At 65.9% G+C, this 22,657-nt stretch carries 19 protein-coding genes; 9 read left to right on the forward strand and 10 right to left on the reverse strand.

From position 1 onward, the window contains the following. Positions 1–67: 67 nt before the first annotated feature. Entirely contained in the window at positions 68–2,461 is a 2,394-nt protein-coding gene (locus J7I79_RS18425) for an excinuclease ABC subunit UvrA (protein WP_214955663.1), read from the reverse strand. Positions 2,462–2,568: 107 nt separating this feature from the next. On the opposite strand from J7I79_RS18425, the gene J7I79_RS18430 reads away from it, so the two are divergent. The 3 genes from J7I79_RS18430 to J7I79_RS18440 are packed head-to-tail and all read left to right on the forward strand — an operon-like array spanning position 2,569 to position 5,637. Next, positions 2,569–3,798, forward strand: coding sequence for a type III polyketide synthase (locus tag J7I79_RS18430; RefSeq protein ID WP_251043004.1), 1,230 nt, complete (start codon positions 2,569–2,571; stop codon positions 3,796–3,798). Next, entirely contained in the window at positions 3,798–4,508 is a 711-nt protein-coding gene (locus J7I79_RS18435) for a class I SAM-dependent methyltransferase (RefSeq protein ID WP_214955665.1), read from the forward strand. The genes J7I79_RS18430 and J7I79_RS18435 overlap by 1 nt, the downstream gene beginning before the upstream one ends. Continuing rightward, entirely contained in the window at positions 4,501–5,637 is a 1,137-nt protein-coding gene (locus J7I79_RS18440) for an NAD(P)/FAD-dependent oxidoreductase (RefSeq protein ID WP_214955667.1), read from the forward strand. The genes J7I79_RS18435 and J7I79_RS18440 overlap by 8 nt, the downstream gene beginning before the upstream one ends. 24 nt (positions 5,638–5,661) lie before the next feature. Here the strand turns inward: J7I79_RS18440 and J7I79_RS18445 are convergent, their stop codons facing one another. Further along, on the reverse strand, positions 5,662–6,078 hold the full coding sequence (locus tag J7I79_RS18445; RefSeq protein ID WP_214955669.1) for a nuclear transport factor 2 family protein: 417 nt from the start codon (positions 6,076–6,078) through the stop codon (positions 5,662–5,664). Positions 6,079–6,137: 59 nt separating this feature from the next. On the opposite strand from J7I79_RS18445, the gene J7I79_RS18450 reads away from it, so the two are divergent. Next, positions 6,138–7,100 (forward strand): hypothetical protein, encoded by a 963-nt coding sequence (locus tag J7I79_RS18450; RefSeq protein ID WP_251043005.1) that lies wholly within the window; start codon positions 6,138–6,140, stop codon positions 7,098–7,100. 9 nt (positions 7,101–7,109) lie between these two features. Beyond that, on the forward strand, positions 7,110–7,781 hold the full coding sequence (locus J7I79_RS18455) for a peptide deformylase (RefSeq protein ID WP_214955671.1): 672 nt from the start codon (positions 7,110–7,112) through the stop codon (positions 7,779–7,781). On the opposite strand, the gene J7I79_RS18460 is transcribed toward J7I79_RS18455, so the two are convergent. After that, positions 7,778–9,841, reverse strand: coding sequence for a S9 family peptidase (locus J7I79_RS18460; RefSeq protein ID WP_214955673.1), 2,064 nt, complete (start codon positions 9,839–9,841; stop codon positions 7,778–7,780). The two genes, J7I79_RS18455 and J7I79_RS18460, sit on opposite strands and share 4 nt — an antisense overlap. Positions 9,842–9,956: 115 nt before the next feature. Here J7I79_RS18460 and J7I79_RS18465 point away from each other — a divergent pair, with 115 nt between their 5' ends. The 4 genes from J7I79_RS18465 (at position 9,957) to J7I79_RS18480 (ending at position 13,076) form a co-directional block, all read left to right on the forward strand. Continuing rightward, positions 9,957–10,811, forward strand: coding sequence for a methyltransferase domain-containing protein (locus J7I79_RS18465; protein ID WP_214955675.1), 855 nt, complete (start codon positions 9,957–9,959; stop codon positions 10,809–10,811). A gap of 122 nt (positions 10,812–10,933) precedes the next feature. After that, positions 10,934–11,395 carry an NfeD family protein gene (locus tag J7I79_RS18470; protein ID WP_104174289.1) on the forward strand — a complete coding sequence of 154 codons (462 nt, stop codon included), beginning with the start codon at positions 10,934–10,936 and terminating at the stop codon, positions 11,393–11,395. 105 nt (positions 11,396–11,500) lie between these two features. Continuing rightward, complete coding sequence (locus J7I79_RS18475) at positions 11,501–12,463, forward strand: SPFH domain-containing protein (RefSeq protein WP_104174288.1); 963 nt, start codon at positions 11,501–11,503, stop codon at positions 12,461–12,463. A gap of 265 nt (positions 12,464–12,728) precedes the next feature. Then, positions 12,729–13,076 carry an RNA polymerase-binding protein RbpA gene (locus J7I79_RS18480; protein WP_214955676.1) on the forward strand — a complete coding sequence of 116 codons (348 nt, stop codon included), beginning with the start codon at positions 12,729–12,731 and terminating at the stop codon, positions 13,074–13,076. A gap of 119 nt (positions 13,077–13,195) precedes the next feature. On the opposite strand, the gene J7I79_RS18485 is transcribed toward J7I79_RS18480, so the two are convergent. The 7 genes from J7I79_RS18485 to J7I79_RS18515 all read right to left on the reverse strand — a co-directional run bounded on the left by J7I79_RS18485 (position 13,196) and on the right by J7I79_RS18515 (position 22,567). Next, positions 13,196–13,936, reverse strand: a complete 741-nt coding sequence (locus tag J7I79_RS18485; protein ID WP_104174287.1) for a polyprenol monophosphomannose synthase — start codon at positions 13,934–13,936, stop codon at positions 13,196–13,198. Between the two features lie 420 nt (positions 13,937–14,356). After that, entirely contained in the window at positions 14,357–16,027 is a 1,671-nt protein-coding gene (locus J7I79_RS18490; protein WP_214955678.1) for an amidohydrolase, read from the reverse strand. Positions 16,028–16,108: 81 nt separating this feature from the next. Further along, the gene (locus tag J7I79_RS18495; protein ID WP_214955680.1) at positions 16,109–19,006 is read right to left on the reverse strand and encodes an RNA helicase; all 2,898 of its coding nucleotides are present in this window, start codon (positions 19,004–19,006) and stop codon (positions 16,109–16,111) included. Positions 19,007–19,030: 24 nt separating this feature from the next. Continuing rightward, positions 19,031–19,825 carry a twin-arginine translocase subunit TatC gene (tatC, locus tag J7I79_RS18500; RefSeq protein WP_104174284.1) on the reverse strand — a complete coding sequence of 265 codons (795 nt, stop codon included), beginning with the start codon at positions 19,823–19,825 and terminating at the stop codon, positions 19,031–19,033. A gap of 48 nt (positions 19,826–19,873) precedes the next feature. Beyond that, positions 19,874–20,170, reverse strand: coding sequence for a Sec-independent protein translocase subunit TatA (gene tatA, locus J7I79_RS18505; RefSeq protein ID WP_104174283.1), 297 nt, complete (start codon positions 20,168–20,170; stop codon positions 19,874–19,876). 32 nt (positions 20,171–20,202) lie between these two features. Next, positions 20,203–20,565, reverse strand: coding sequence for a hypothetical protein (locus J7I79_RS18510; RefSeq protein WP_214955682.1), 363 nt, complete (start codon positions 20,563–20,565; stop codon positions 20,203–20,205). Positions 20,566–20,575: 10 nt separating this feature from the next. After that, positions 20,576–22,567 carry a YafY family protein gene (locus J7I79_RS18515; RefSeq protein WP_214955683.1) on the reverse strand — a complete coding sequence of 664 codons (1,992 nt, stop codon included), beginning with the start codon at positions 22,565–22,567 and terminating at the stop codon, positions 20,576–20,578. Positions 22,568–22,657: the final 90 nt, after the last annotated feature.

Here is a 22,657-nt window from a genome sequence, read left to right on the forward strand (position 1 = left end):
GAGGCCACACCTCACTCAAGGGGCAACCACCCGCCAGCCGCGTCACCAACCTCCGTGGTTAATACACCTAGCCGCCGACGTAGGCCGCAAGGTGCTCGCCGGTCAGCGTGGAGCGTCCGGCCACAAGGTCTGCCGGTGTGCCCTCGAAAACGATCCGTCCGCCGTCGTGGCCGGCGCCCGGACCGAGGTCGATGATCCAGTCGGCGTGTGCCATCACTGCCTGGTGGTGCTCGATAACGATGACAGATTTTCCGGACTCCACGAGGCGGTCGAGAAGGCCCAGCAGGTTCTGGACATCGGCAAGGTGGAGGCCGGTGGTCGGTTCGTCGAGAACGTAGACGTCGCCTTTCTCGGCCATCTGGGTGGCGAGCTTGACGCGCTGGCGCTCGCCGCCGGACAGCGTCGTGAGCGGCTGGCCAAGGGTGAGGTAGCCGAGTCCGACGTCCACGAGCCGGTCGAGGATCTTGTGGGCCGCCGCCGTGCGTGCCTCTCCTTCCCCGAAAAATCCCTCCGCTTCGGTCATCGACATGGCCAGCACTTCGGCGATGTTGCGGCCGCCCAGCCTGTATTCGAGGACTGACGCCTGGAACCTCCTGCCTTCGCAGTCCTCGCAGGTGGACTCCACGGTGGCCATGACACCCAGTTCAGTGAAGATGACGCCCGCGCCGTTGCAGGTGGGACAGGCGCCTTCCGAGTTGGAGCTGAACAGCGCCGGCTTGACCCCGTTGGCCTTCGCGAACGCCTTGCGGATCGGCTCCAGCAGGCCGGTGTACGTCGCCGGGTTGCTGCGCCGCGACCCCTTGATGGCACCCTGGTCGACCACCACAACACCATCGCGGCCGGCCACTGAACCGTGGATCAGGGAACTCTTGCCCGAACCCGCGACACCGGTGACCACACAAAGCACACCAAGCGGAACGTCGACGTCGACGTCCTTAAGGTTGTGCGTCGAGGCACCACGGACGTCGAGGGTGCCGGACGGCGTACGCACGGATTCCTTGACCCTGGCCCGGTCGTCGAGGTGGCGGCCGGTGATGGTGTCGCTCCCCCGCAGCCCCTCGACGCTTCCCTCGAAGCAGACTCTGCCGCCCTCGGTGCCGGCCCCGGGCCCGAGGTCAACGACGTGGTCAGCGATGGCGATTGTCTCCGGCTTGTGCTCAACCACGAGCACGGTGTTGCCCTTGTCGCGCAGCTGCAGCAGCAGCTGGTTCATCCGTTCGATGTCATGCGGGTGCAGGCCGATTGTCGGCTCGTCAAAGACGTAGGTGACGTCCGTGAGGGAAGAGCCGAGGTGCCTGATCATCTTCGTGCGCTGGGCCTCTCCCCCGGACAGTGTGCCCGCCGGGCGGTCCAGCGAGAGGTAACCCAGCCCGATTTCGGCGAAGGAATCCAAGAGGTGCCGCAAGCCCCTGAGAAGCGGCGCGACCGACGGCTCGTCGAACTCGCGGACCCACTCGGCCAGGTCGCTGATCTGCATCTCGCACAGATCGGCAATGTTCTTGCCTTGGATCCTCGACGACCTGGCCTCGGGGCTGAGCCGCGTGCCCTCGCACTCGGGGCAGGCCTGGAAAGTGATGGCGCTTTCCACGAAGCGCCGCACGTGAGGCTGCATCGCCTCGACGTCTTTGGATAGCATGGACTTCTGGATCTTGGGGATGATGCCCTCGAACGTGAGGTTGATACCCTCAACCTTGATTTTGGTGGGCTCGGAGTACAGCATCGTCTCAAGCTGCTTCTTCGTGAACGTGGCAATCGGCTTATCCATCGGGAGGCCCATTCCCTCGAACAGCCGGCCGTACCAGCCGTCCATGCTGTAACCGGGAACGGTCAGGGCACCCTCGCCCAGCGACTTGCTGTCGTCGTAGAGCGCCGTGAGGTCGAAGTCGGAAACCGAGCCCATCCCTTCGCAGCGCGGACACATCCCGCCGAGGTACACAGCGCCGTGCACCACACTCTTCTCGACCCGGCCGCCTGCCTTCTCGGTGCTCATCACCCCGCTGGCCTTGCGCGTGGGGACGTTGAAGGAGAACGCCGTGGGCGGACCGACGTACGGCGTGCCGAGCCGGCTGAAGAGGATGCGGAGCATGGCGTTGGCGTCGGTGGCAGTGCCGACCGTGGAGCGGGGGTTGGCGCCCATCCGCTCCTGGTCCACGATGATCGCCGTCGTCAGCCCCTCGAGGAAGTCCACATCAGGCCGCGCCAGATTCGGCATGAAACCCTGCACGAAGGCGCTGTAAGTTTCGTTGATCATCCGCTGCGACTCGGCGGCGATCGTGCTGAACACCAGCGAGCTCTTGCCGGAGCCGGAGACGCCGGTGAACACGGTCAGCCGGCGCTTCGGGATCTCCAGGCTGACGTCCTTGAGGTTGTTCTCGCGGGCGCCCTGCACGCGGATCAGGTCGTGGCTGTCGGCGACGTGCTCCGCGTGCAATTGCGAGTCCGCCTGGGTGGCCATGCTCATCGTGTCTCCATCCGTTATTCGGGGGCCGCCTTCCTGGCATGCGCCGGCGTCGCCTGCCCCAATCTAACCAGCATTGTCTTAACAGCAAAGCTCGCTGAGAATGAACCATGACGGTCTACATGAGGTCCCTGGAAACTGCTGTCCCGCCCACCGTACTCATTCAGTCTGAAGCACGCGATGTATTTGCCGCCCAACCGGGCCTTACCAGGCTGGGTTCCCGGCTGGTGAGCACGTGCTTTGATTCCGCCGCCATCGACACCCGGTACACAGCTGTCACTGAACTTACCAAGGACAGCCGCGCGGACGAGCCGAAGTTCTTTGACCCGGACACCGGCCTGGTGCTGAGCCCCAGCACCAAGGTCCGGAACGACATCTTCGGCCGCGAAGCCACCAAGCTGTTCGTGCAATCCGCCCAGGCCGCGCTGGATGCCTGCCCCGGAATCGGCGCTCAGGACATCACCCATCTCGTAACGGTCTCGTGCACGGGTTTCTTCAACCCCGGACCGGACTACAAGATTGTCCGCGCCCTCGGCCTGAATCCGGCAGTGCAGCGCTACCACCTTGGCTTCATGGGCTGCTACGCGGCTTTTCCGGCGCTGCGTGCCGCCAAGTCCTTCTGCGAGGCAGATCCCGACGCCGTTGTCCTGGTGGTCTGCGCCGAGCTCTGCTCGCTCCATGTCCGCACCTCCAACGATCCCGACACGATCATGGGCTCGGCATTGTTTGCCGACGGTGCAGCGGCGGCCATCATTTCCGCCAGGGAGATTCCGGACGGAAACCCCCTGCTGCGGCTGGACCATTTCGAAACCGTACTCACTCCTGTCGGTGAGGAATCCATGGCGTGGAACATCGGCGACGAAGGCTTCGAAATGGTGCTGGGGAACTACGTTCCGCACATTATTGACGACCACATCATCGGCGCGCTTGAGCCACTGCTTTCCCGCGATGAATCCCTGCGCGGACTCCCCTACCGCGATATCACCCACTGGGCCATCCACCCCGGCGGCCGGAGCATCCTGGACAAGGTGCAGTCCAGGCTCAAACTTACGGACGAGCAACTGGTGCCCGCCCGGGAAACCCTCCGCAACTACGGAAACATGAGCAGCGCCACGGTGCTCTTTGTCCTCAAGCACATCGCCGGGCTCCCGCCGCAGGATGGTGATGAACGTATCTGTTCGATGGCGTTCGGACCAGGACTGACAGTGGAAACGGCGATGTTCACCAAAGTGCGCGCACCGCTGACGGGAGGTTCGCCTGAGGCAACCGCCCGGGACGCCGCCGCCATACCGGACGCCATACCGGACGCCACAGCGCGGACTGAGCCGTCACTGATTTGATGGCCAACCGGGGCCGGCTGCGCGACCGTGACGTCCAGGCGGTGGAGGAGATGGACCGCCCCGACTGCGACCCGTCACGCCTGAACCGCACGTACGCGCAGTTTTCCGTGGTCAACAGGGCCGTTGCCGGCTGGCGCGGAATCTACTGGACGCACATCCGGCCCGTCCTGTCAGCCACTACGGTGACAACGCTGTTGGACATCGGGTGCGGCGGCGGGGACGTGCCTGTCCTGCTGGCCGCGTGGGCGGCCCGCGACCGGCTGAAGCTGGAGGTCACCGCCATTGATCCGGACCGGCGTGCCTTCGACTTCGCCCGGCGCCGTAGGCCCACGCCAGGGGTGACGTTCCGGCAGGCGTCCACGGCCGAACTGGCCGGCGAAGGGCAGCGCTACGACGTCGTCGTGTCCAATCACGTCCTGCACCATCTGGGCACCGCTGAGCTGCCGCAATTCCTCGCCGAATCCGCGCTGCTGTCCCGCGGCACCGTCATCCACAACGACATCCGCCGCAGCCCCGCCGCGTACGCGCTGTTCTATGCGGCCTCGTGGCCGTTCCCCGATTCCTTCATCCGGGAGGACGGGCTGACCTCGATCCGCCGGAGCTACACAACCGCGGAACTCCAGGCTGCCGCTCCCCCGGGCTGGACCGTGCTGGCCCGCCCACCCTTCCGCAACCTGCTGACACTGAGCCGGAACGCGCGCGGTGATTGACGTCGTCGTGGTGGGCGGCGGACCGGTGGGACTGTACCTGGCAGCCCTCTTGCTGCAGCAGGGCGTGTCAGTCCGCATCCTGGAACAGCGCGCCGAGCCGAACACCCACTCGCGCGCCATCGGCATCCATCCCCCGTCGCTGGAAGCACTCGACGGCATTGGCGTCGCGTCCGCACTGGTGTCGGAGGGCGTGCAGATCCGACGCGGCGTTGCCATCGGGGGCGGCGTGGAAGTGGCGGGGATGTCCTTCCGCGCTGTGTCCCGCCGCTACCCGTTCGTGTTGTCGGTCCCGCAGGCGCGCACGGAGGCCGTCCTGGAACAGCGCGTCAGGGAGCTCGACGGCGGGTCGATGCTGCGCGGAGCCACCGTGACGGGACTGCACGACGACGGCGCGAGGGTTGCCTTGGACGTCGTCACGGAGGACGGGGAGTCCCGGATTCATGCGTCCCTGGCGGTGGCCGCGGACGGTGTCCGCTCCACGGTCCGGCAGCTGCTGGGCATTCCGGTGCGGCTCAAGGACTACCCCGATTCCTACCTGATGGGAGACTTCGCCGACAGTACCGCGTTCGGCCCGGATGCGGCGCTGTTCCTGGAAGCCGCAGGGATCGTGGAGTCCTTTCCGCTGCCAGGACGAGTTCGGCGCTGGGTGGCGAGAATGCCTGCATCCGGCGCAGACGCGCCCACCGCCCGGTCCCTGGCCCGGATCGTGCGGGACCGGACCGGCGTAGCCGTCGAACCGGGCACCAATTCCATGCTGAGCAGTTTCGGGGTCCGTTCGCGCCTGGCGAAGAATATGATCCGCGGCCGCACGGCGCTCATCGGTGACGCCGCCCATGAAATCAGCCCGATCGGCGGCCAGGGAATGAACCTGGGCTGGCTGGATGCTGCTGAGCTGGTACCGCTCCTCCTCGGCCGGCTTGCGCACGCGGAACTGGAGGGGGGACTGCAATGCTTTGAACGGCACCGGATGCAGGCGGCCGCGAGGGCTGCCCGTCAGTCCGAAATCAACATGGCGCTTGGCCGGCCGCTGCCCCTTCCGCTGTGGCGTGCCCGGAACCTGCTGATCGGCTATGCAGCAGGCGTGCCGGCCATCAATTCACGGGTGGCCGCCCGGTTCACCATGCACTAGAGCACCGGGGCGCTCCGCCCCTGTCTATTCCGCGTCCGCGTCATCGGTGAAGTAGCAGTCGTAACTGTCCTGGCTGGTAATCCGGCCGTCCCGGACCTCGAAGACCGACGTGGTCCGCGCCCGGATGGTCTCACCGGCATCCCAGTAGCGGAGGTCCATCAGCAGCGTGGCCGACCAGTCGACTTCCAGCACAACACGGCTTCCTTCGCATGTGGTCCGCCGAACGTCGAAGTTCTGGCCGGACACCACGTGGCGGCTCTGGTCAGCACCGGCGAGCACCTGGTCGCGGCTGCGGGTGGAACCTTCAGGCGCAAGAAGGTGCGGCGCTTCGACCAGGGTGAAGTCTTCCGCAAGGAAGGTGTCCACCTCCGCCGCGCCGCCCCCGGCCTCAATGGCTCGTACAAATCCAAGGACACAATTGAGCGGCGTCTGTTCAGTCATGCAACGAGGGTAGCCCATCACCCGGCGACGCCGCGGAGCCCTGGCCATAGACTGCTGGCATGAACGGCGTCCTGCAGGCGCGACGACGGCGGCACGCGGCGGCCGCCGTCGTTCTTGCTGCCCTGATGGCCGCTCCCGCCGTGCAGGGCTGCAGCCCGGGAACGCCGGTCCCCGCGCCGCGGCAGTCCGGCGATTCCGGTGGTGCCGCCCCGGCGTCCGCGGTGCCTTCGCCGCGCGGGCCGCTTACTGCCGGGCTCAACCAGTTCAGGGACAATTACGCCTCGCAGATCATCGAGATCCAGCTCAGCAACACATCGTCCGTGCCCGTGACGGTCCTTGGCGCCGACGTGTCGAGCACACTGTTCCCCGCGGGGGCCGCCTGGCAGGCCGGGCCGGAAGGTACCGAAGTGCCGCCGGGCCAAACCAAGAGCCTGCCGGCAAGGCTCCCCGCCCCCTCCTGCCAAAGTCCTGCCGAGGACGCCGGGGCCCGCACGGTTCCGGCCGAGGCGACGGTCTCCGTCCGGCAGGGATCCACAACCAGCACGGTGCAAATGGCGGCGGCGGATCCCTTCGGTGTCCTCGCACGGAACTATGAGGAGCTGTGCCTTGCCCTGGACGCCGGGCGTGTGGCCGTGTTCAGCCTGGCCCCGGACCTGGAGGTTGCGGCGGACGGCCGTACCGCCGTCGTCCGCCTGACGGTCACACCGAACAAAGCCGGAACCGGAGCAATCCGCGAACTGACCATCGAACGCATTGAAGGAACCACCCTCCTGGCCGTCCCGCCTGACAGCCCGTGGCCGAGCGGCGTGACGGTTGCTGCCGGTACCGGTCCCGCGGAGTTCCGCCTCCGGGTCCGCCCCGCACGCTGCGACGCCCACGCCGTTGCCGAGGACAAGGTGGGAACGCTGCTGCCGCTGCTCGTGAACGTCGGCGGCAGGGAAGGCACCCTGAAGGTTGCCGCCGGCCCCGCACTCAAAGGGCAGATCCATGACTTCGTCACCGCGGCGTGCGGGGCGCACTAGGCTTTTCACATGCTTCAAATCGCGAACCCCACGCCGTTCAGCACCGCACGGATCCACGAGACAGTTCAGGAGATCCTGGCCGCGGGCGTTCTTCCGCCCATTGTCCAGGCCGGCCATCCCGTGCTCCGGCAGCAGGCGGCCGTGTTCGACGGCCAACTGGACAGCTCTGAACTCGCGGCGCTGATCGCCCTGATGCGTGAGGTCATGCATGACGCACCCGGTGTCGGCCTCGCGGCGCCGCAACTGGGCATCCCCCTCCAGCTTGCGGTCCTCGAGGACCAGTACGACGTCGACGCCGAAACTTCCGTCGTCCGCGGCCGGTCACCGCTGGCGTTCTTCGCGGTCATCAACCCGTCGTACCGCGCGGTGGGCACCGGCAGCGCGGCGTTTTACGAAGGCTGCCTCTCACTCCAGGGCCTGCAGGCCGTGGTGCCGCGCCACGAGTCTGTGCACTTCGACTTCACCGACCCGTCCGGAACAGCCCGGCAGCAGGAGTTTTCCGGCTGGCAGGCACGGATCGCGCAGCACGAGACCGACCACCTGCAGGGAATCCTGTACATCGACCGGGCGGAATTGCGCTCACTGAGCAACAACGCCGAATACGCTGCCCGCTGGGCGCATCCGGACATCGGCCTGGCCCGGCAGGAACTGGGGTTCCTGCCGGGCGCCGCCACGGACTAGCCGGGCGCCCCCGGGTTGGCCTTGGTGGGCAGGTAGCGGGCCCACCACCGCAGGATCTCCTCGAAGCGCTGCCTCCGGTGGTGCGGGGTGCCCGACCGGGAAAGCTCGTGGTTTTCCCCCGGGAACACGAGGAACGCGGCGTCCACACCCTGCTGCTTCAGCGCGGTGAAGTAACGCTGGCCCTGTTCCACCGGGCAACGAAGGTCCTCTTCGCTGTGGATCACCAGCGAGGGCGTGCGCACGTTCCGGACCGTGGCCATGGGGCTCTGGGCTGCCATCTGCTCCGCTGAGCTGCCGGTGTACTCGCCGCCGAAGAACCAGCCGATATCGGAGGAGCCGACGAAGCTGACGGGATCCAGGAATCCGCGCTCCACGATGGCCGCCCTGAAACGGTGGTCCTGACTGATGGTCCAGGCCGTGAGGTATCCTCCGTAGGAACCTCCCATGATCCCGAGCGCACCGCCGTCGAGCTCCTGGAACTTAGCCAGGGCGCCGTCGAGGAAGGACAGCACGTCCTGCATGTCCACGGTCCCCATCTTCTCCTTGATGGACCGCCCGTGGGACTGGCCGTAGCCGGCGGAGCCCCGGGGATTGCACATGAGTACCGCGTAGCCGGCGGCGGCGTAGACCTGGGCCTCGTCGAACAGGGCTGCCGTGTACTGGGAGAAGGGTCCGCCGTGGATGTTGAGCAGGACGGGGTGCGGCCCTTTCCCGGGCGGCAGCACCAGCCAGCCGTGGACCGGATACCCGTCCGCCGCATCGAAGGTCAGCTCCTGCGGCTCGATGATCTCGGCTTGGAGCCGGAGTTCCGCCGAGAAATCGGTCAACAGCCTCAGCTGGCCGTCCTCCAGGGCGGCCAGGTCCCCGGCCGTGGCGGCATCGGAGAAGCTGACGAACATGGCTCCGCCTGCCGAAGAGGCACCGGTGACAACCCGGTCTCCATGAACCAGCAGCGAGTGGTTCCCCGTGGCTCCGAACTCCAGCAGCTCCACAGTGCCCTGGGCGTTGTTCAGCAGCAGCACGGAATCGGGGCCGCGCAGCTCGAGGCCGGCCGCGGTACCGGAAACGTCCATGGTTTCCACGTCGCTCAGAACAATGGCGTCGCCACCGTCCGCAGGCATCACGTAGAGGGCGGTGTTCCGCGCCACGAAGTCCTGGCCTGATTCGCCAAGCTCCTGGGCCGTGAAGAACAGCCACTTGCCGTTCCTGGACTGGCGTGCCGCCCCGACAGTCTGGCGGCCGCAATTGGCAGCCTTGACGGGTTCGGGCTCTCCGCCGGCGACGGCCACACGGTACACGCCGGTCTCAAGGTCCAGGTCGCGGCCCTCATGAAGCGCGGCCACGAAGTACACGAACCGGCCGTCCATGCTGAACGATTCACCGCTGTGGTCCGTCGCGGCAAACGTGAGCTGCCGTGCCGACGGAAGCAGGGCTTCGGCCAGCGTGTCAGTGTCGGCTTCTGCCGCCGTACTCTCCGCGGCGGCCTTGAGGGCCTTGAGCGCGCGGCCCGCGGGCGCCACCCGCGGTTCGTCGTCCAGCTCGGGTACTTCCACGATGTACAGCTGGAGAGGTTTGTCGGCCGTGTAGCCGACGCCGTTCATCCTGTATTGGTAGTCGGTGATGAGCCGCGCATCCTCGGCCCCGGCGGACACGCCGTCAAGGGTGCCGTAGCGGCCGTCGTCGGGCATTCTGGCGCCGAAGACAATGCTGTGCGAATCGGGTGACCACGCAAAAGACGAGACGCCGAGTTTGGCGTTGGTCAGGACCTGCGGTTCGCCGCCCGCGGCCTCCACAACATGAAGCTGCGGTTTGCCGTCGGCAGTTGCGCGGAGAAAAGCCAGCACCAGACCGTCGGGCGAGAATGCCGGGGCCGTGTCGCGGAATCCGCGGGTCAGCCGGCGTGGCAGCTTTTCCGGGTCCAGCGGCACTGTCCACAACTGGCCCACATAGGTGTCGGCGTCGAAGTCGGGACGGATGACCGAGACCACCGCCCGGCTACCCTCCGGGTGGACGGCCGGGGCGGAAACGGACTTCAGCAGGGGCAAATGTTCTGGTTTCACGATTGTGAGCCTAACGGCTGGCGCGCGGCCTGTGAAATAACTCACTCGTCCCGCGGGGATCCCGGGGAAGCATCAGCGGGAGGGCAGCCGCCATGCCGGCCCTAGGATTGGATTTATGCTTCCCGACGCTGTCCGCTCCCTGCTGTGCCCCGTCTGCCGGAACGGCCTGATGCCGGGCGGCGGCGACCGGCTGGCATGCCCTGGGGGTCATAGCTTTGACGCGGCCAGGCAGGGTTACTTCAATTTCCTGGTGGGCAGGGGTACCGTCTTCGAGGCCGATACTGCCGCCATGGTGGCTGCCCGGTTCGATTTTCTGTCCCGGGGACACTACCAGCCCCTTGCCGACGGGATCGCCGACCTTGCGGCGCCCGCGTTGCAAGGGCCGGAGGCCGCGGTGCTCGACGCCGGTACTGGAACCGGACATTACCTGCAGAGGCTGCTGGCGGCGGTTCCCGCGTCCGCCATCGGACTGGATATTTCTAAGTTCGCGCTGCGCCGCGCGGCCCGGTTGAATCCCGACGCCGTCAACCTGGTCAGCGACGTCTGGCAGCCGCTTCCCGTCAGGGACGGCGCCGTTGACGTCGTCACGGTGGTCTTCGCGCCACGGAATGCCGCGGAGTTCGCCAGGGTGCTCCGCCCCGGCGGACGGCTGATCGTGGTGACGCCGCGGGCCGGGCACCTTGCGGAGGTTGCGGGGCAGACCGGCATGCTCGGCATCGAGCCTGCCAAGGAGGAGCGGCTGGCCGCTTCCCTCGACGCCCACTTTGAGTCCCGCTCGGTCCGGGAGCTCGATCTGGAGCTGGGGCTTGAGCCCGCCGACGTCGGCAACCTGGCCTTGATGGGGCCGGCCGGCCACCACCTGGACCGTTCGGCGCTGGACGCCATCGTCGCCGGCCTGGCGCCGGTCACGACGGTTTCGGCGCGGTTCCGAATCAGCGTGTTTGAACCCCGGAAGCAGCCGTCCGCATAACGACTTGGCTACTTTCGGAACGTGCCTGACAGCCCCCTCCTGCGCCCCTCGGCTTCGGTCTAGGATGGAAGGACAGTTACTGAGGGCCTGCTGCCGCAGCTCCGGGGACGAAGGGGGAACGCATGTTTGAATGGCTTGGCGAGAACTGGTGGGCATTGTGGCTCACTGTATTCCTGGCGTTTGCAGTGGTGGAGATGCTGACGCTGGACCTCTTTTTCATCATGCTCGGAGGCGGCGCGCTGGCCGGGCTGCTGGCTGATTTCGCCGGCGCCGATTTCTGGCTGCAGATCGTGGTCTTCTGTGTGGTTTCGCTCCTGATGGTCGTCTTCGTCCGACCCGTTGCGCTGAAGCACCTGAAGAAGGGCCCCGCGGAGCAGCGGACCAACATCGACCGCCTGATTGGCGAATCTGCCCTTGTCATGGAGACTGTCAGCACGTCCTCCGGCCTGGTCAAGATCGGCGGTGACGTCTGGAGCGCCCGCTCGGAGCAGGGTGTGCTGAACGCCGGACAGCGCGTGGTGGTTTCGGCCATCGAAGGCGCAACCGCCGTTGTGGCGCCACAGCCTGAAACAGCCGTGCAGTAAGTCCAGCGACAATCAGTCTTCCGGCAGCCGCCACCGGAGCCGGGCTCGCGGCGGGACACCGCCGCAAAACATAGCAAGACCACAAAACTGGGGAATAGGTGATGTATGGATATCGCAGTCGCAATTGTGCTGCTGGTTCTCGTTGCGTTCGTAATTATCGTGCTGGTGCGTTCGGTGCGGATCGTGCCGCAGGCCCGTGCCGGCGTCGTGGAGCGGCTCGGGAAGTACCAGCGGACGCTGCTGCCCGGCCTTACCATCCTGATCCCGTTCGTTGACCGGCTCCTGCCTCTCCTGGACCTTCGCGAACAGGTGGTCTCGTTCCCGCCGCAGCCCGTCATCACCGAGGACAACCTCGTCGTCTCGATCGACACGGTGGTCTACTTCCAGGTCACTGACGCCAGGGCAGCCACCTACGAGATTGCCAACTACATCCAGGCAGTCGAACAGCTCACCACCACCACGCTCCGAAACGTCGTCGGCGGGCTAAACCTCGAAGAGGCCCTGACCTCCCGCGACCAGATCAACGGCCAGCTCCGCGGCGTACTGGACGAAGCAACGGGCCGCTGGGGTATCCGTGTCTCCCGCGTGGAGCTGAAGGCCATCGATCCGCCCCACTCCATCCAGGACTCGATGGAGAAGCAGATGCGCGCGGAGCGCGACCGCCGCGCTGCCATCCTCACCGCCGAGGGCACCAAGCAGTCGGCCATCCTCACTGCGGAGGGCCAGCGTCAGTCCTCGATCCTTAAAGCCGAAGGTGACGCCAAGGCAGCCATCCTCCGCGCTGACGGTGAGGCCCAGGCAATCCAGAAGGTGTTCGACGCAATCCATAAGGGCAACCCGGACCAGAAGCTCCTGGCTTACCAGTACCTGCAGACGCTCCCGAAGCTGGCCGAGGGTTCCTCCAACAAGCTCTGGATCATCCCGAGCGAAGTCGGTGAGGCCCTGAAGGGCATCGGCAACGCCCTGGGCGGAACCAACCCGGATCCCCGCACGGGTGGTCTATTCGACGGCGATAAGGACTCCAAGCCGGCGGAAACCCAGCCGAACGACTCGAAGCAGCCGCTGTAGGACTGCACGGCTCAGCGACTGGCAGGGGAGGTGTCCGCAATGCCGGTGCCTCCCCTGCTTTTGACGCTTTTCCCCCGGCTTTACGCGCCGGGAAGCTAGCCCGTATAATGGGATATTTGTCCGGCTGGTTCAGACCGACTGGAACATAAAGGCTTAGCAAAGCGTTGCATCTATTGATGCAGGGCAATGCAAACAGTAGTCCGTGGCGTGAGCTGCCCCGGCTAGCGCGGAGCCTGACTCCGTGAACCGACCAAAGGGAGAAATCATGAGCGATCGCAGCCTCCGGGGCATGCGTCTTGGCGCACAGAGCATGGAGACCGAATCCGGTGTTGAGCCGGCTCCACGCCAGCGGGTTGAGTACCGTTGCGAGGACGGCGAGCAGGTCTTCGTAACCTTCTCCTCCGAAGCCGAGATCCCCCCGGTGTGGGTTTCGAAGACCGGCAAGGAAGCCTTGCTTGTTGACGGCGAACGCCCCATCAACAGCAACGAGAAAGCAGTGCGCACGCACTGGGACATGCTCCTGGAACGCCGCTCGCTGCCCGAGCTCGAGCAGATCCTCGGAGACCGTCTGACCATTCTGCGCGAACGGCGCGGCGAACGGCGCTCGGCTTAGTCCGAAAGCGTCGGCGGCACGTGCCGGCGTAACGGCCACGTGCCAGTCTGACAGCACAAAGGGCCGGGCCCGTAACCTCAATTTGAGGTTACGGGCCCGGCCCTTTCTGCTGTCTCTGCCTAGGACGCGGCTGATCCCCGGCGCGTGAGCTTATTCCAGCGGGCGGTGAGCCCCCACTTGGTGACGTTGATCATGGCTTCCAGCACGATGTTGCCGCTCATTTTGGAGGCTCCGAGTTCGCGCTCCACGAAGGTGATGGGGCGTTCCACAATTTTCAGGCCCATCTTTGCCACCCGCCAGGCGAGGTCCACCTGGAATCCGTAGCCTACGGAGTCCACCTGGTCGAGGTTGATCTTCTCCAGGGTTGTGCGGCGGAAGGCGCGGTAGCCGCCGGTGACATCCTTGATCCTGACACCCAGCATGATCCGGGCGTAGGTGCTGCCGATCCGTGAGATTGCCTGCCGGTACAGCGGCCAGTTGACCACGCTGCCGCCGGGAACCCAGCGCGAGCCCATGGCCAGGTCTGCGCCCTCTTCAACGGCATCCAGGAGCTGCTGCAGCTGCTCAGGCTTGTGTGAACCGTCGGCATCCATTTCCACCAGGACGTCGTATCCGGCTTCCAGGCCCCATTTGAAACCGGCGATGTAGGCGGCTCCCAGTCCGGCTTTGCCTTCGCGGTGCAGCACGTGCACCTGGCTGTCCTGTGCAGCGATGCCGTCCACCAGCTGTCCGGTGCCGTCCGGGCTGTTGTCGTCCACCACCAGCACATCGGAAGCCGGGACGGCTGCACGCAGGCGTGCGAGTGTCTTGGGCAACGATTCGAGCTCGTTGTAGGTGGGGATGATGGTGAGGACACGCACAGCGAGGCCCTTTCCTTGATGGGAGCGGTCAACGCGCCATGAAGCTGAGCATAGGTGCCGGCTTTAAGGCGCAAGTCACCATTATAGGGAGTTCAGGCCTGCCGGGCGCGTCACACGGGCAAGCCGCGGGCAGGTCCACATGCCTCGGGCCAGTTTCAGTCAGATGCGATGTGCACCGGTGGAACTGTTTTCTGCTGCGAAGTGGACCTGCCCCTGGGACTGCCACGGCCTGGCCCGCCAGCAGGGCCGGGTTGGGCAACCCGCTGGAGAGTGACGTGGCCAGACGGAGTCCCTTGAAGGTGGATTCCGTCCGTTGCCACAATGGTACGGACAGCCTCAACAGTGTCAACCCGCGTTTGACGTGCGGTTTTAGCCATTACCGCAGGTCAGGAGCATACGGCGCGCCGGTGGCTTTCCGGACTATGACCGCAGGGAGCCGTTTGTGAACAGCTCCTGCCCATCGCGGACAGTCAGCAGGCAGACAGGATCGCTGCCCGTGTCCAGCGCCGGGAGCAGGGGGGTGCGGGCCCGGGGATCCGTGCTCCAGGACTGCACCCGTCCGTCCGCAACCTGGACCATGAGTTCCTCCACCTCCCAGACCGCAAAGCTGGCGGGTGCTCCCGGCACCAGCTGGCCCGCCATCGGATTGCTGTACTTGGCTGCGCGCCAGCCGGCCCTTGTGTGGCCGAGGAACGCGGCCCGGGCCGAGATGCGCTGGTCCGGGTTGCTGTGCTCGAGGCAGGCACGCACGCTCGCCCATGGGTTCAGCGGTGTCACGGGGCTGTCGCTGCCAAAGCAGATAGGAACGCCTGCGGCGTAGAAGGAGGCGAAGGCGTTCATCGCACGCTCCCGGTGCCCCAGCCGCTCCTGGTACAGGTGCCCGGTGCCGCCCCAGGCTGCGTCGAATACGGGCTGCATACTGACTGTTACCGAGTACTTGGCCAGCCGGCCGATGGCACCGGCATCGGCCATTTCAACATGTTCGAACCGGTGCCCGGCCGCCCTGACCCGCTGCTCCCCCACTTCCGCGGCCGCCCGGTCCAGCGCATCCAGCGCTGCGTCGAGTCCGGCGTCGCCGATGATGTGGAACCCGGCCTGGATTCCCAGCACTGAACAGGCAGCCAAGTGGGCCGCCGCTTCGTCCACGGACAGGTAGAGGCTGCCGCGCTCCCCCGGCGCGTCGCTGTAGTCCTCCCTCAGGGCCGCGGTGCGGGAGCCTATGGAACCGTCAATGTTCAGGTCGCCCGCGAGGCCCCGCACGCTGGCTCCTAGGCCATCGAGGATGCTCCGGGCATCGTCCGCGGACCCGGCCAGCTGGCCCCAATACGGAAGGACCTCAGGCACGGGCTTCCCGGAAGGATCCTGGCTGTTCCACCCTGCTGCGATCCGCAGGTCGGTGGTGCTGCCGATGTGCGGTGCCGCCATCTCGGCCACGGCCACGTACCCGTTTGCGGCCGATTCAGCCAGGGCGCGGCCCTGGTAGCTTCGCAGCACGCTGTCCGGGAGCTGCCTCGCGGCAAGCCGGGCCGACGTGTGCGCATGCCGCTTGACCTGGCCGCCGGAAGAGAAGCCGTCCTGGCCGTCCAGGCCTGCCGCTTCGGCCAGTGAGGACGACACGAGGGCGGAGTGGGCGTCCACGCGCGACAGATACACCCGCCTGCCGCCCGAGGCACGCTCCAGTTCCTCGCGGCCGGGCAGGGCCTGGTCATCCCAGCGGCTTTCGTCCCAGCCATGGCCAAGGACGGTGGCGTCAGCGTCCGAGCCGGCAACGGCGGCGGCAACCGCGTCCAGGATTCCGGCCGCTGAACGCACGCCGCCCAGTTGCAGCGCGTCCAAGGCAATGCCCGTTTCGGTCAGGTGAACGTGTGAATCAACAAAACCGGGCGCCACCAGGGCGCCGTGCAGGTCGATGATCTCCATGGACGCATCAGCGATCGACGTTGCCGCCTGCTCCGAACCGACCCAGGCCACAGTGTCCCCGTCCACCAGCATGGCGGTGGCAAACGGGTCGGCAGCGGTATAGACCGAACCGTTGCGGTACAGCGTCACTTTGCGTTCTCCGGCCGGCAGGTCCGCCAGTGCATCAGTCATGTTGTGTGGTGCTCCTAAGCAGCCTTGAAGGTTATGGATGGTGTGCTGTGGTGTGCGGTGCTTCGCGGGACCGGCGTGCGGTCACACCACCGTGGAGTATGCGACCACGCCGCGGCGCACCAGGATGATGGCCTCCGAGCACAGCCGTGAAAGCCGGGGATCCAGGCCGGGGATCTTCGCCAGCTGGTCGAGGAGGTCAATGACCTGTTTGACCCACCGGACAAAGTCGCCCGCTGCGAGGTCTGTCCCGCTAAGGACTTCCTGGAGGTGCCGGCCCTTGGCCCACTTGAATATCGGCCAGACGAGTCCGAGTTCCGGCTCCCCGGTCAACGGCAGTTTGTTCGCCTCCTCGGCGTCTTCCAGGACGGACCACTCACGGACGACAATATCGACGGCGGTCTCAAGCGACACGCTGGGCATCCTCGGCCGCAGACCGCGTTCTTCCCGCTTGGCCTGGTAGACCAGCACGCTCGCGAGTGCGGCGACTTCCGTGGCGTCAAGGTCGCTGAATGCGCCCTGCCGGAGGGACTGGGAGATGACGAGGTCTTTTTCACCGTAAATCCGGCGCAGCTTCTGGCCGTCGGCGTTGATGGTCACCTTTCCCGATTCTGAGGTCTCGAGGTAGCCGTAGCTGGAGAGGAGATCGCAGACCCTATCGAATGTCTTGGCGATGGTGTTGGTCCGCCCCTGGATCTCGCGGACCAGTCCGTCGGTTTCGCGGCGCAGCTTCCACCAGCGCTCGGACCAGCGGGCGTGGTCCTCGCGTTCGCTGCAGCCGTGGCAGGGATGGGACCGCAGCGCCAGCCGAAGTTCGGTGATCTTCTTTTCCTGATCCGGCAAGGCAGCGGACCGGCCGAAATCGGTGTTCCGGTTGCTGGCCGGGGACGGCGGCCGGTTTTCCCGGATCGCGTTCCGGACCGAGGACGCCAGGTCCTTGCGTGACTTGGGCACCTTCGCGTTGAACGACTTGGGTATCCGCACCCTGGTGACCGGGGTGATTGGCCCTTCGAGGTCCTGGATGCCAAGCCTGCGTAGCTGGTTGTCGAGGGTCAGCACGGCAGGGCGCGGCTCGCGTGAGTTGTGGTCGGACCCCAGCACGACGGCGAAGCCAGGCGCCCGGCCCGTCGGCACGTCCACCACGTCTCCGGGCAGCAACCTGCTCAGCGAGTCCTCGGTAATGGACTTCCGGGCCCGTGAGGTGCTGCGGGAGGCGAGGTTTTCCGCGTCCGAGAGTTCCCGCCGCAGCCGTGAGTACTCGGTGAAGTCGCCCAAGTGGCACGTCATGGATTTCTGGAAACCGGCCAGGGATTCCTCCCTGCTGCGGACCTGCTTGGCAATGCCCACCACAGAACGGTCGGCCTGGAACTGGGCAAAGGAGGATTCGAGGATTTCCCGGGCACGTGGCCTGCCGAACTGGGCCAGCAGGTTGATGCTCATGTTGTACGTGGGACGGAAGCTGGAGTTCAACGGGTAGGTCCGCCGTGAAGCCAGGCCAGCCACGGCGGTCGGGTCGGTGCCCGGCTGCCACAGGACCACTGCGTGGCCCTCCACATCGATGCCGCGGCGGCCTGCCCGGCCCGTGAGCTGGGTGTACTCGCCGGCGGTGATGCCAACGTGGGCTTCTCCGTTGAACTTGTCCAGCTTTTCGAGCACCACCGAGCGTGCCGGCATGTTGACGCCCAGCGCCAGGGTTTCGGTGGCGAACACCGCCTTGACCAGACCCTCGACAAAGAGTTTCTCCACGACTTCCTTGAACGTGGGAAGCATTCCGGCGTGGTGGGCAGCCAGGCCCCGCAGGAGGCCATCCCGCCAGCTCCAGAAGCCGAGCACGTCAAGATCATCTGACGGAATGTCCTGGGCCGCTTCGTCAACACGGCGGGCGATGACCTGTTGTTCCCGTTCCGTGGTCAGCCATAATCCGGCCGAGACGCACTGTGCAACTGCTGCGTCGCAACCGGCCCGGGAAAAGATGAACGTAATCGACGGCAGGAGGTCCTGCCTGTCCAGGCTGGCGATGACCTGCGGGCGGCTGGCCTTGCGGACGGGGCTCTGCTGGCCTCCCTGGGACCCGCGGGTGTCCCCGCCGCGCTGGCCCTGCTGGCGGCGCTGGCTGCGTCCGCCGTGCCCGAAGCGGGCCCGCGAATTCATCTGGCTTTCGGTGCGCGCCATGGCCAGGAGGTCGGGGTTCACCTCGAAGCCCCGTTCCAGTGCAATGTTGACCTTTTCCGCCGTCGCGGCGGGATCCGATTGCCCGGCCGGGGCGATTTCGTCAAAGGTCGTTTCGCCGGCGAAGAGGTCGACGATTTCGCGTCCCACCATGACATGCTGCCAGAGCGGGACCGGACGGTGCTCGGAAACGATCACGTCCGTGTGGCCGCGGACCGTGTCCAGCCAGGCACCGAATTCCTCGGCGTTGGAAACGGTGGCGCTCAGTGACGCCACCTGGACTTCGCTGGGCAGGTGGATGATCACTTCTTCCCAGACCGCGCCGCGGAACCGGTCAGCGAGGTAATGGACTTCATCCATGACCACGAAGCCAAGGTCGTCTAGGGTGTCCGAATCCGCGTAAAGCATGTTCCGCAGGACTTCGGTTGTCATCACTACCACCGGGGCATCGCCGTTGATGCTGGTGTCCCCCGTGAGGAGCCCCACGTTCTCCGGGCCGTACTTGCCGGCCAGCTCCGAGTACTTCTGGTTGCTCAGGGCCTTGATGGGAGTCGTGTAGAAGGCTTTGAGGCCCCGCTGGAGGGCCAGGTAGATAGCGAACTCCCCCACGATGGTCTTCCCGGCTCCGGTGGGCGCCGCGACCAGGACTCCCTTCCCCTGCTGCAGGGAGCTGCAGGCCCGGCGCTGGAAATCGTCAAGTTCGAAATCCAGCGTCCGGACAAATGCACCGAGGTAAGTGTTTGCTTCTGCGGTCCGTTCGGCACTGGCCCGATAAAGCTCGGACGGCGACTGTGGCCCGGTTGTGGAGGACATACTTCCAGCCTAGTGGGCTTGGGACTACAGTTTCCCCAGTTCGGAGCCGGGCGTTGCGACGTCGGCGGTCGCTTCAGTTTCGGCGGCGATCTTCGCGGCCTTCCGGTCCCGGCGCCGGTCATTGAAGATACAGAGTCCGATGGCGGCGAAAAAGAGTGCAAGCAGCGGGCCTGCGAGCAGGAACATGGACAGGGCATCCGCACCCGGCGCAGCGACGGCGGCAAGCACGAACACGAGGAAGACCGTGATGCGCCATGCCTTCAGGATGGTTTCACCCCTGATGATGCCGGCCATGTTGACCCCCACGAGGACCACAGGGACCAGGAAGGCAAGGCCAAGGAACAGGACCATGCGGGTGACGAAATCGACGTAGTCACGGGCATCGATGAGGTTGGAAAACCCTGCCGGGGTGAACTGCGTCAGCGCCCGCACCACCTGCGGCGTCACCATCCATCCCACCCACACCCCGGCAAGGAACAGCGGCACGGCTGCGGCCATGTAGCCGAGCGTGTAGTGCCGCTCCTTCTTGGTGAGCCCGGGGGTGATGAAGGCCCACAGCTGGTAGATCCAGATGGGACTCGAGATCACGGCGCCGATCAGCAGCGACAGCTGCAGTTTGAAGTCAAACGGCGAGGCGATGCTAGAGAAGTTGACTGAAGACGTGCCGCCGGTGTGCTCGGCGATCCGGTCAACAGGTTCCTTGAGGGCGCTCAATACGGGGTCGTAGAGGATCCAGCCACCGATCCCGCCGATGACAAGGCCAATGGCTGACTTAATGAGCCGGTTCTTAAGCTCCTTAAGGTGGTCCATCAGGGCCATCCGACCCTCGGGGTTGGATTTACGGCCCTTCGTCAGTGCCACTTCAGGTCAAACGCGGTTCGACGGCGGAACGTCGGTGCCGTCTGCGCTGCCCGTGCCGCTGGTTGAGTCACCGTTTTGCGGCCTGGACTGCGGGTGGTTGACGATCTTGCCCTCGACTGGGTCCGTGCCGTCCTTGGTCTCGGGTTTGCCGTCGTTCTTCATTTCCTTGACCTCGGATTTGATGATCCGCATGGACTGGCCGAGGCTGCGGGCCATGGCCGGAAGTTTGGGCGCGGCAAAAAGCAGCAGAGCCACGATGATAATAATCACGATGGGCCAAGGGCCCTCAAAGAGTCGTCCCACTGGAAGTCCTTTCCTCGAAATACATCCTACGTCTAACTGAATTCGATGTCGCGCAGCGCCTGTGGCTGGCCACGGTCCGCTTTGCGCTGAACGCGCCGCCGGCGGCGCTCTTCCCTGCGGGAGGATTTGGACGTGAGGTAATCATGTCTCATCTGCATCGGCGAGGCAAAAACTGCAGAACCTGGCACGGCCTGCAGCCCCTCCGGGGCCGTCCCCGGCTGGGGGGCCGGGTCGGTGATATCGGCGAGGGGTGCGCCGAACCGCTCGCCAGCAGCGCCCAGGACCTTCATCGTGGCCATGAACTGGCGGAAAAGCCTGATCCCCAACAGCACATAAAAGAGCAGGGAAACGGCTACGAGCGCTATCCAAATCAGGATCCAGGACCACCAAGGCATGCTGAGAAGTCTAACCGCCGTAACGGGACAGTGCTGCGATGATCCATTCCTGCGCCGCGTCGGCGAGCTCCGCCGGCTCCAGGATACGGACGGCGCCGCCATGCTGGGCAACAAACATGGGCAGCCAGCTGGTGCTGCCGAACCTGATCTCGGCAATAAGCCCGCCGCCCGGTAGCGGTGCTGTCCGTTCGGCGTAATAGTCGTCTGCGAGGCCGGCGCCCTGGGGCGCCAGTTGCACCGTTACCAGGGTGTCGTCGTCGTTCGGGGTGAACAGCTTGACGGGGAAACCCTCGGCGGGTCTCGCCGCCTCCGTCACTGCCTGTCGGTTCGGCGCCAGCCCCTCGATGCGGTCCAGCCGGAAGTTCCGGAGGCCGCCGGCGCTGTGGCAGTACGCCTCGAAGTACCAGGTGTTGTCCAGGGAGTAGAGCCGCAAGGGATCCACGTCCCGCTCGGACATGGAGTCGCGCTGCGCTGAAAAGTAGGTGAGGTGCAGCTGGCGCCCGTCCGCAATGGCTTGCCGTATCGTCGCCAGATGCACCGAGTTCGCCGGGCCGACTTGGGGGCCGGCAATGGAGCCGGCCTTCAGGCCTTCCTCCCCCGCGGCGGCCATCAGCTTCACCGTTACGGACTCCAGCGCGCTCCCCTCGGCGAGCTCAGGGAGCCCGTTGAGGGTCTCCAGCCCGGTCAGCAGGGCGCACGCTTCGTCCACCGTGAAACGGACGGGACGATTGAGGTCCAGGTCCTGTGTGATGAAGACGTGGTCGTCTTCCCACTGGATGTCCAGGAGATCATCCGGGTAACCCTCGGGCAGGCCGGAACATATCAGGATCCGCAGGTCGTCCTCCAGCTCTTTCCGCGTCACGCCGAAGCTGGAGGCGACCTCGCTGATATGCAGGCCCTGGTTGTGGACCAGGAACGGGACGAGCTGAAGCATCCTCTTGAGCTGGTCCTCGGACGTTCGTTTGCGAGGACGCTTCGCCGGCACGGTGTCCGGAAAGGCGACGGCGGGAGCCGGGGAGGCGGAGAAATCCGCGGCGGCCTTCAGCCTTCTGCGGACAGCGGCCGCCAGCTCCGCCGGCGCTGAGACCACCACGTTCGGACCGTAGGAGGCCAGCTCTTCCCCCAGTACCTCAGCGTCGCGGTACGGAACGCTGAGCCGGTCCCATCCGCCGTCGGGCATGGCGCCAGGCGCTTCCGGTGTGGGGGTTTCGGTGGCGCGCTTGCGCAGCCCCAGCAGCTTGCCTGCGGCCACGTCCACCAGGGCGGACTGCACCGGCAGCTCAGGAAGCGAATCCAGTTCGCTGCGGACGTTGAAGCCGGCCGGGGGCGTGTAGCTGTCCTTGTCGAGGACGGTCACGGCCGATGTGAAGCGGGACAGCCGGAAGAAGCGCTTCGCGGCCCGGTCCCGGTCAAAACCCACCAGGTACCACTGGCCAAAGCGGCTGCCGAGGCCCCACGGTTCAACGGTACGGTTCTCCTCACGGCCGGTAGTGCCGGCAAGGTATGTGAAGCTAACGGGATGCTGGGCGTGCATCCCCGTGATCAGGTCCTCAAAGGCCTGCCCGGCTGGTTTGATCCGCGGCTGGACCCCGGCCGGCAGTTCAGCCTCAGCGAGCCCGCCGGCTGCCTGCAGCTTGCGCATGGCGTCCTGCGCCGCCGATCCCAGGGCGGCCCGCTCCCACAGCTGTGCCGCCAGGATGAGGACGGTGCATTCGGCGGAAGTGAGGCTTACATCCGGGAGCCGGTTGGACTCTTTGCCGATCCGGTAGCGCGTGGTGGCCGGGTCGTCGGAACTCCAGCCGTGGTCCATGACCGTCTCGACGTCAAAACCGAACTGGCGGAGGTCGCTCTTGTCCCGCTCGAACATGCGTCCGAAGGCAGCTTCGGTGCTTCTTGTGTCGTGGTAGACCTTTTCGCGCAGATCACTGCGCCGCAGCCCGTAGCGGGTGTTGAGCAGCGCGATGAGCAGGTTCAGGAGGCGTTCTGTACGTGAGGCGGACACCTTGGCTACGTTACTAAAGCCGCTGCGGCTTAATGCCGAAAGCGCGGCAACAAACGGAAATTTCCTTCCGATTGTTACCGCGCTCCCTGT

This window comes from Arthrobacter sp. ISL-69 (assembly GCF_018613775.1).
Taxonomy (GTDB): domain Bacteria; phylum Actinomycetota; class Actinomycetes; order Actinomycetales; family Micrococcaceae; genus Arthrobacter.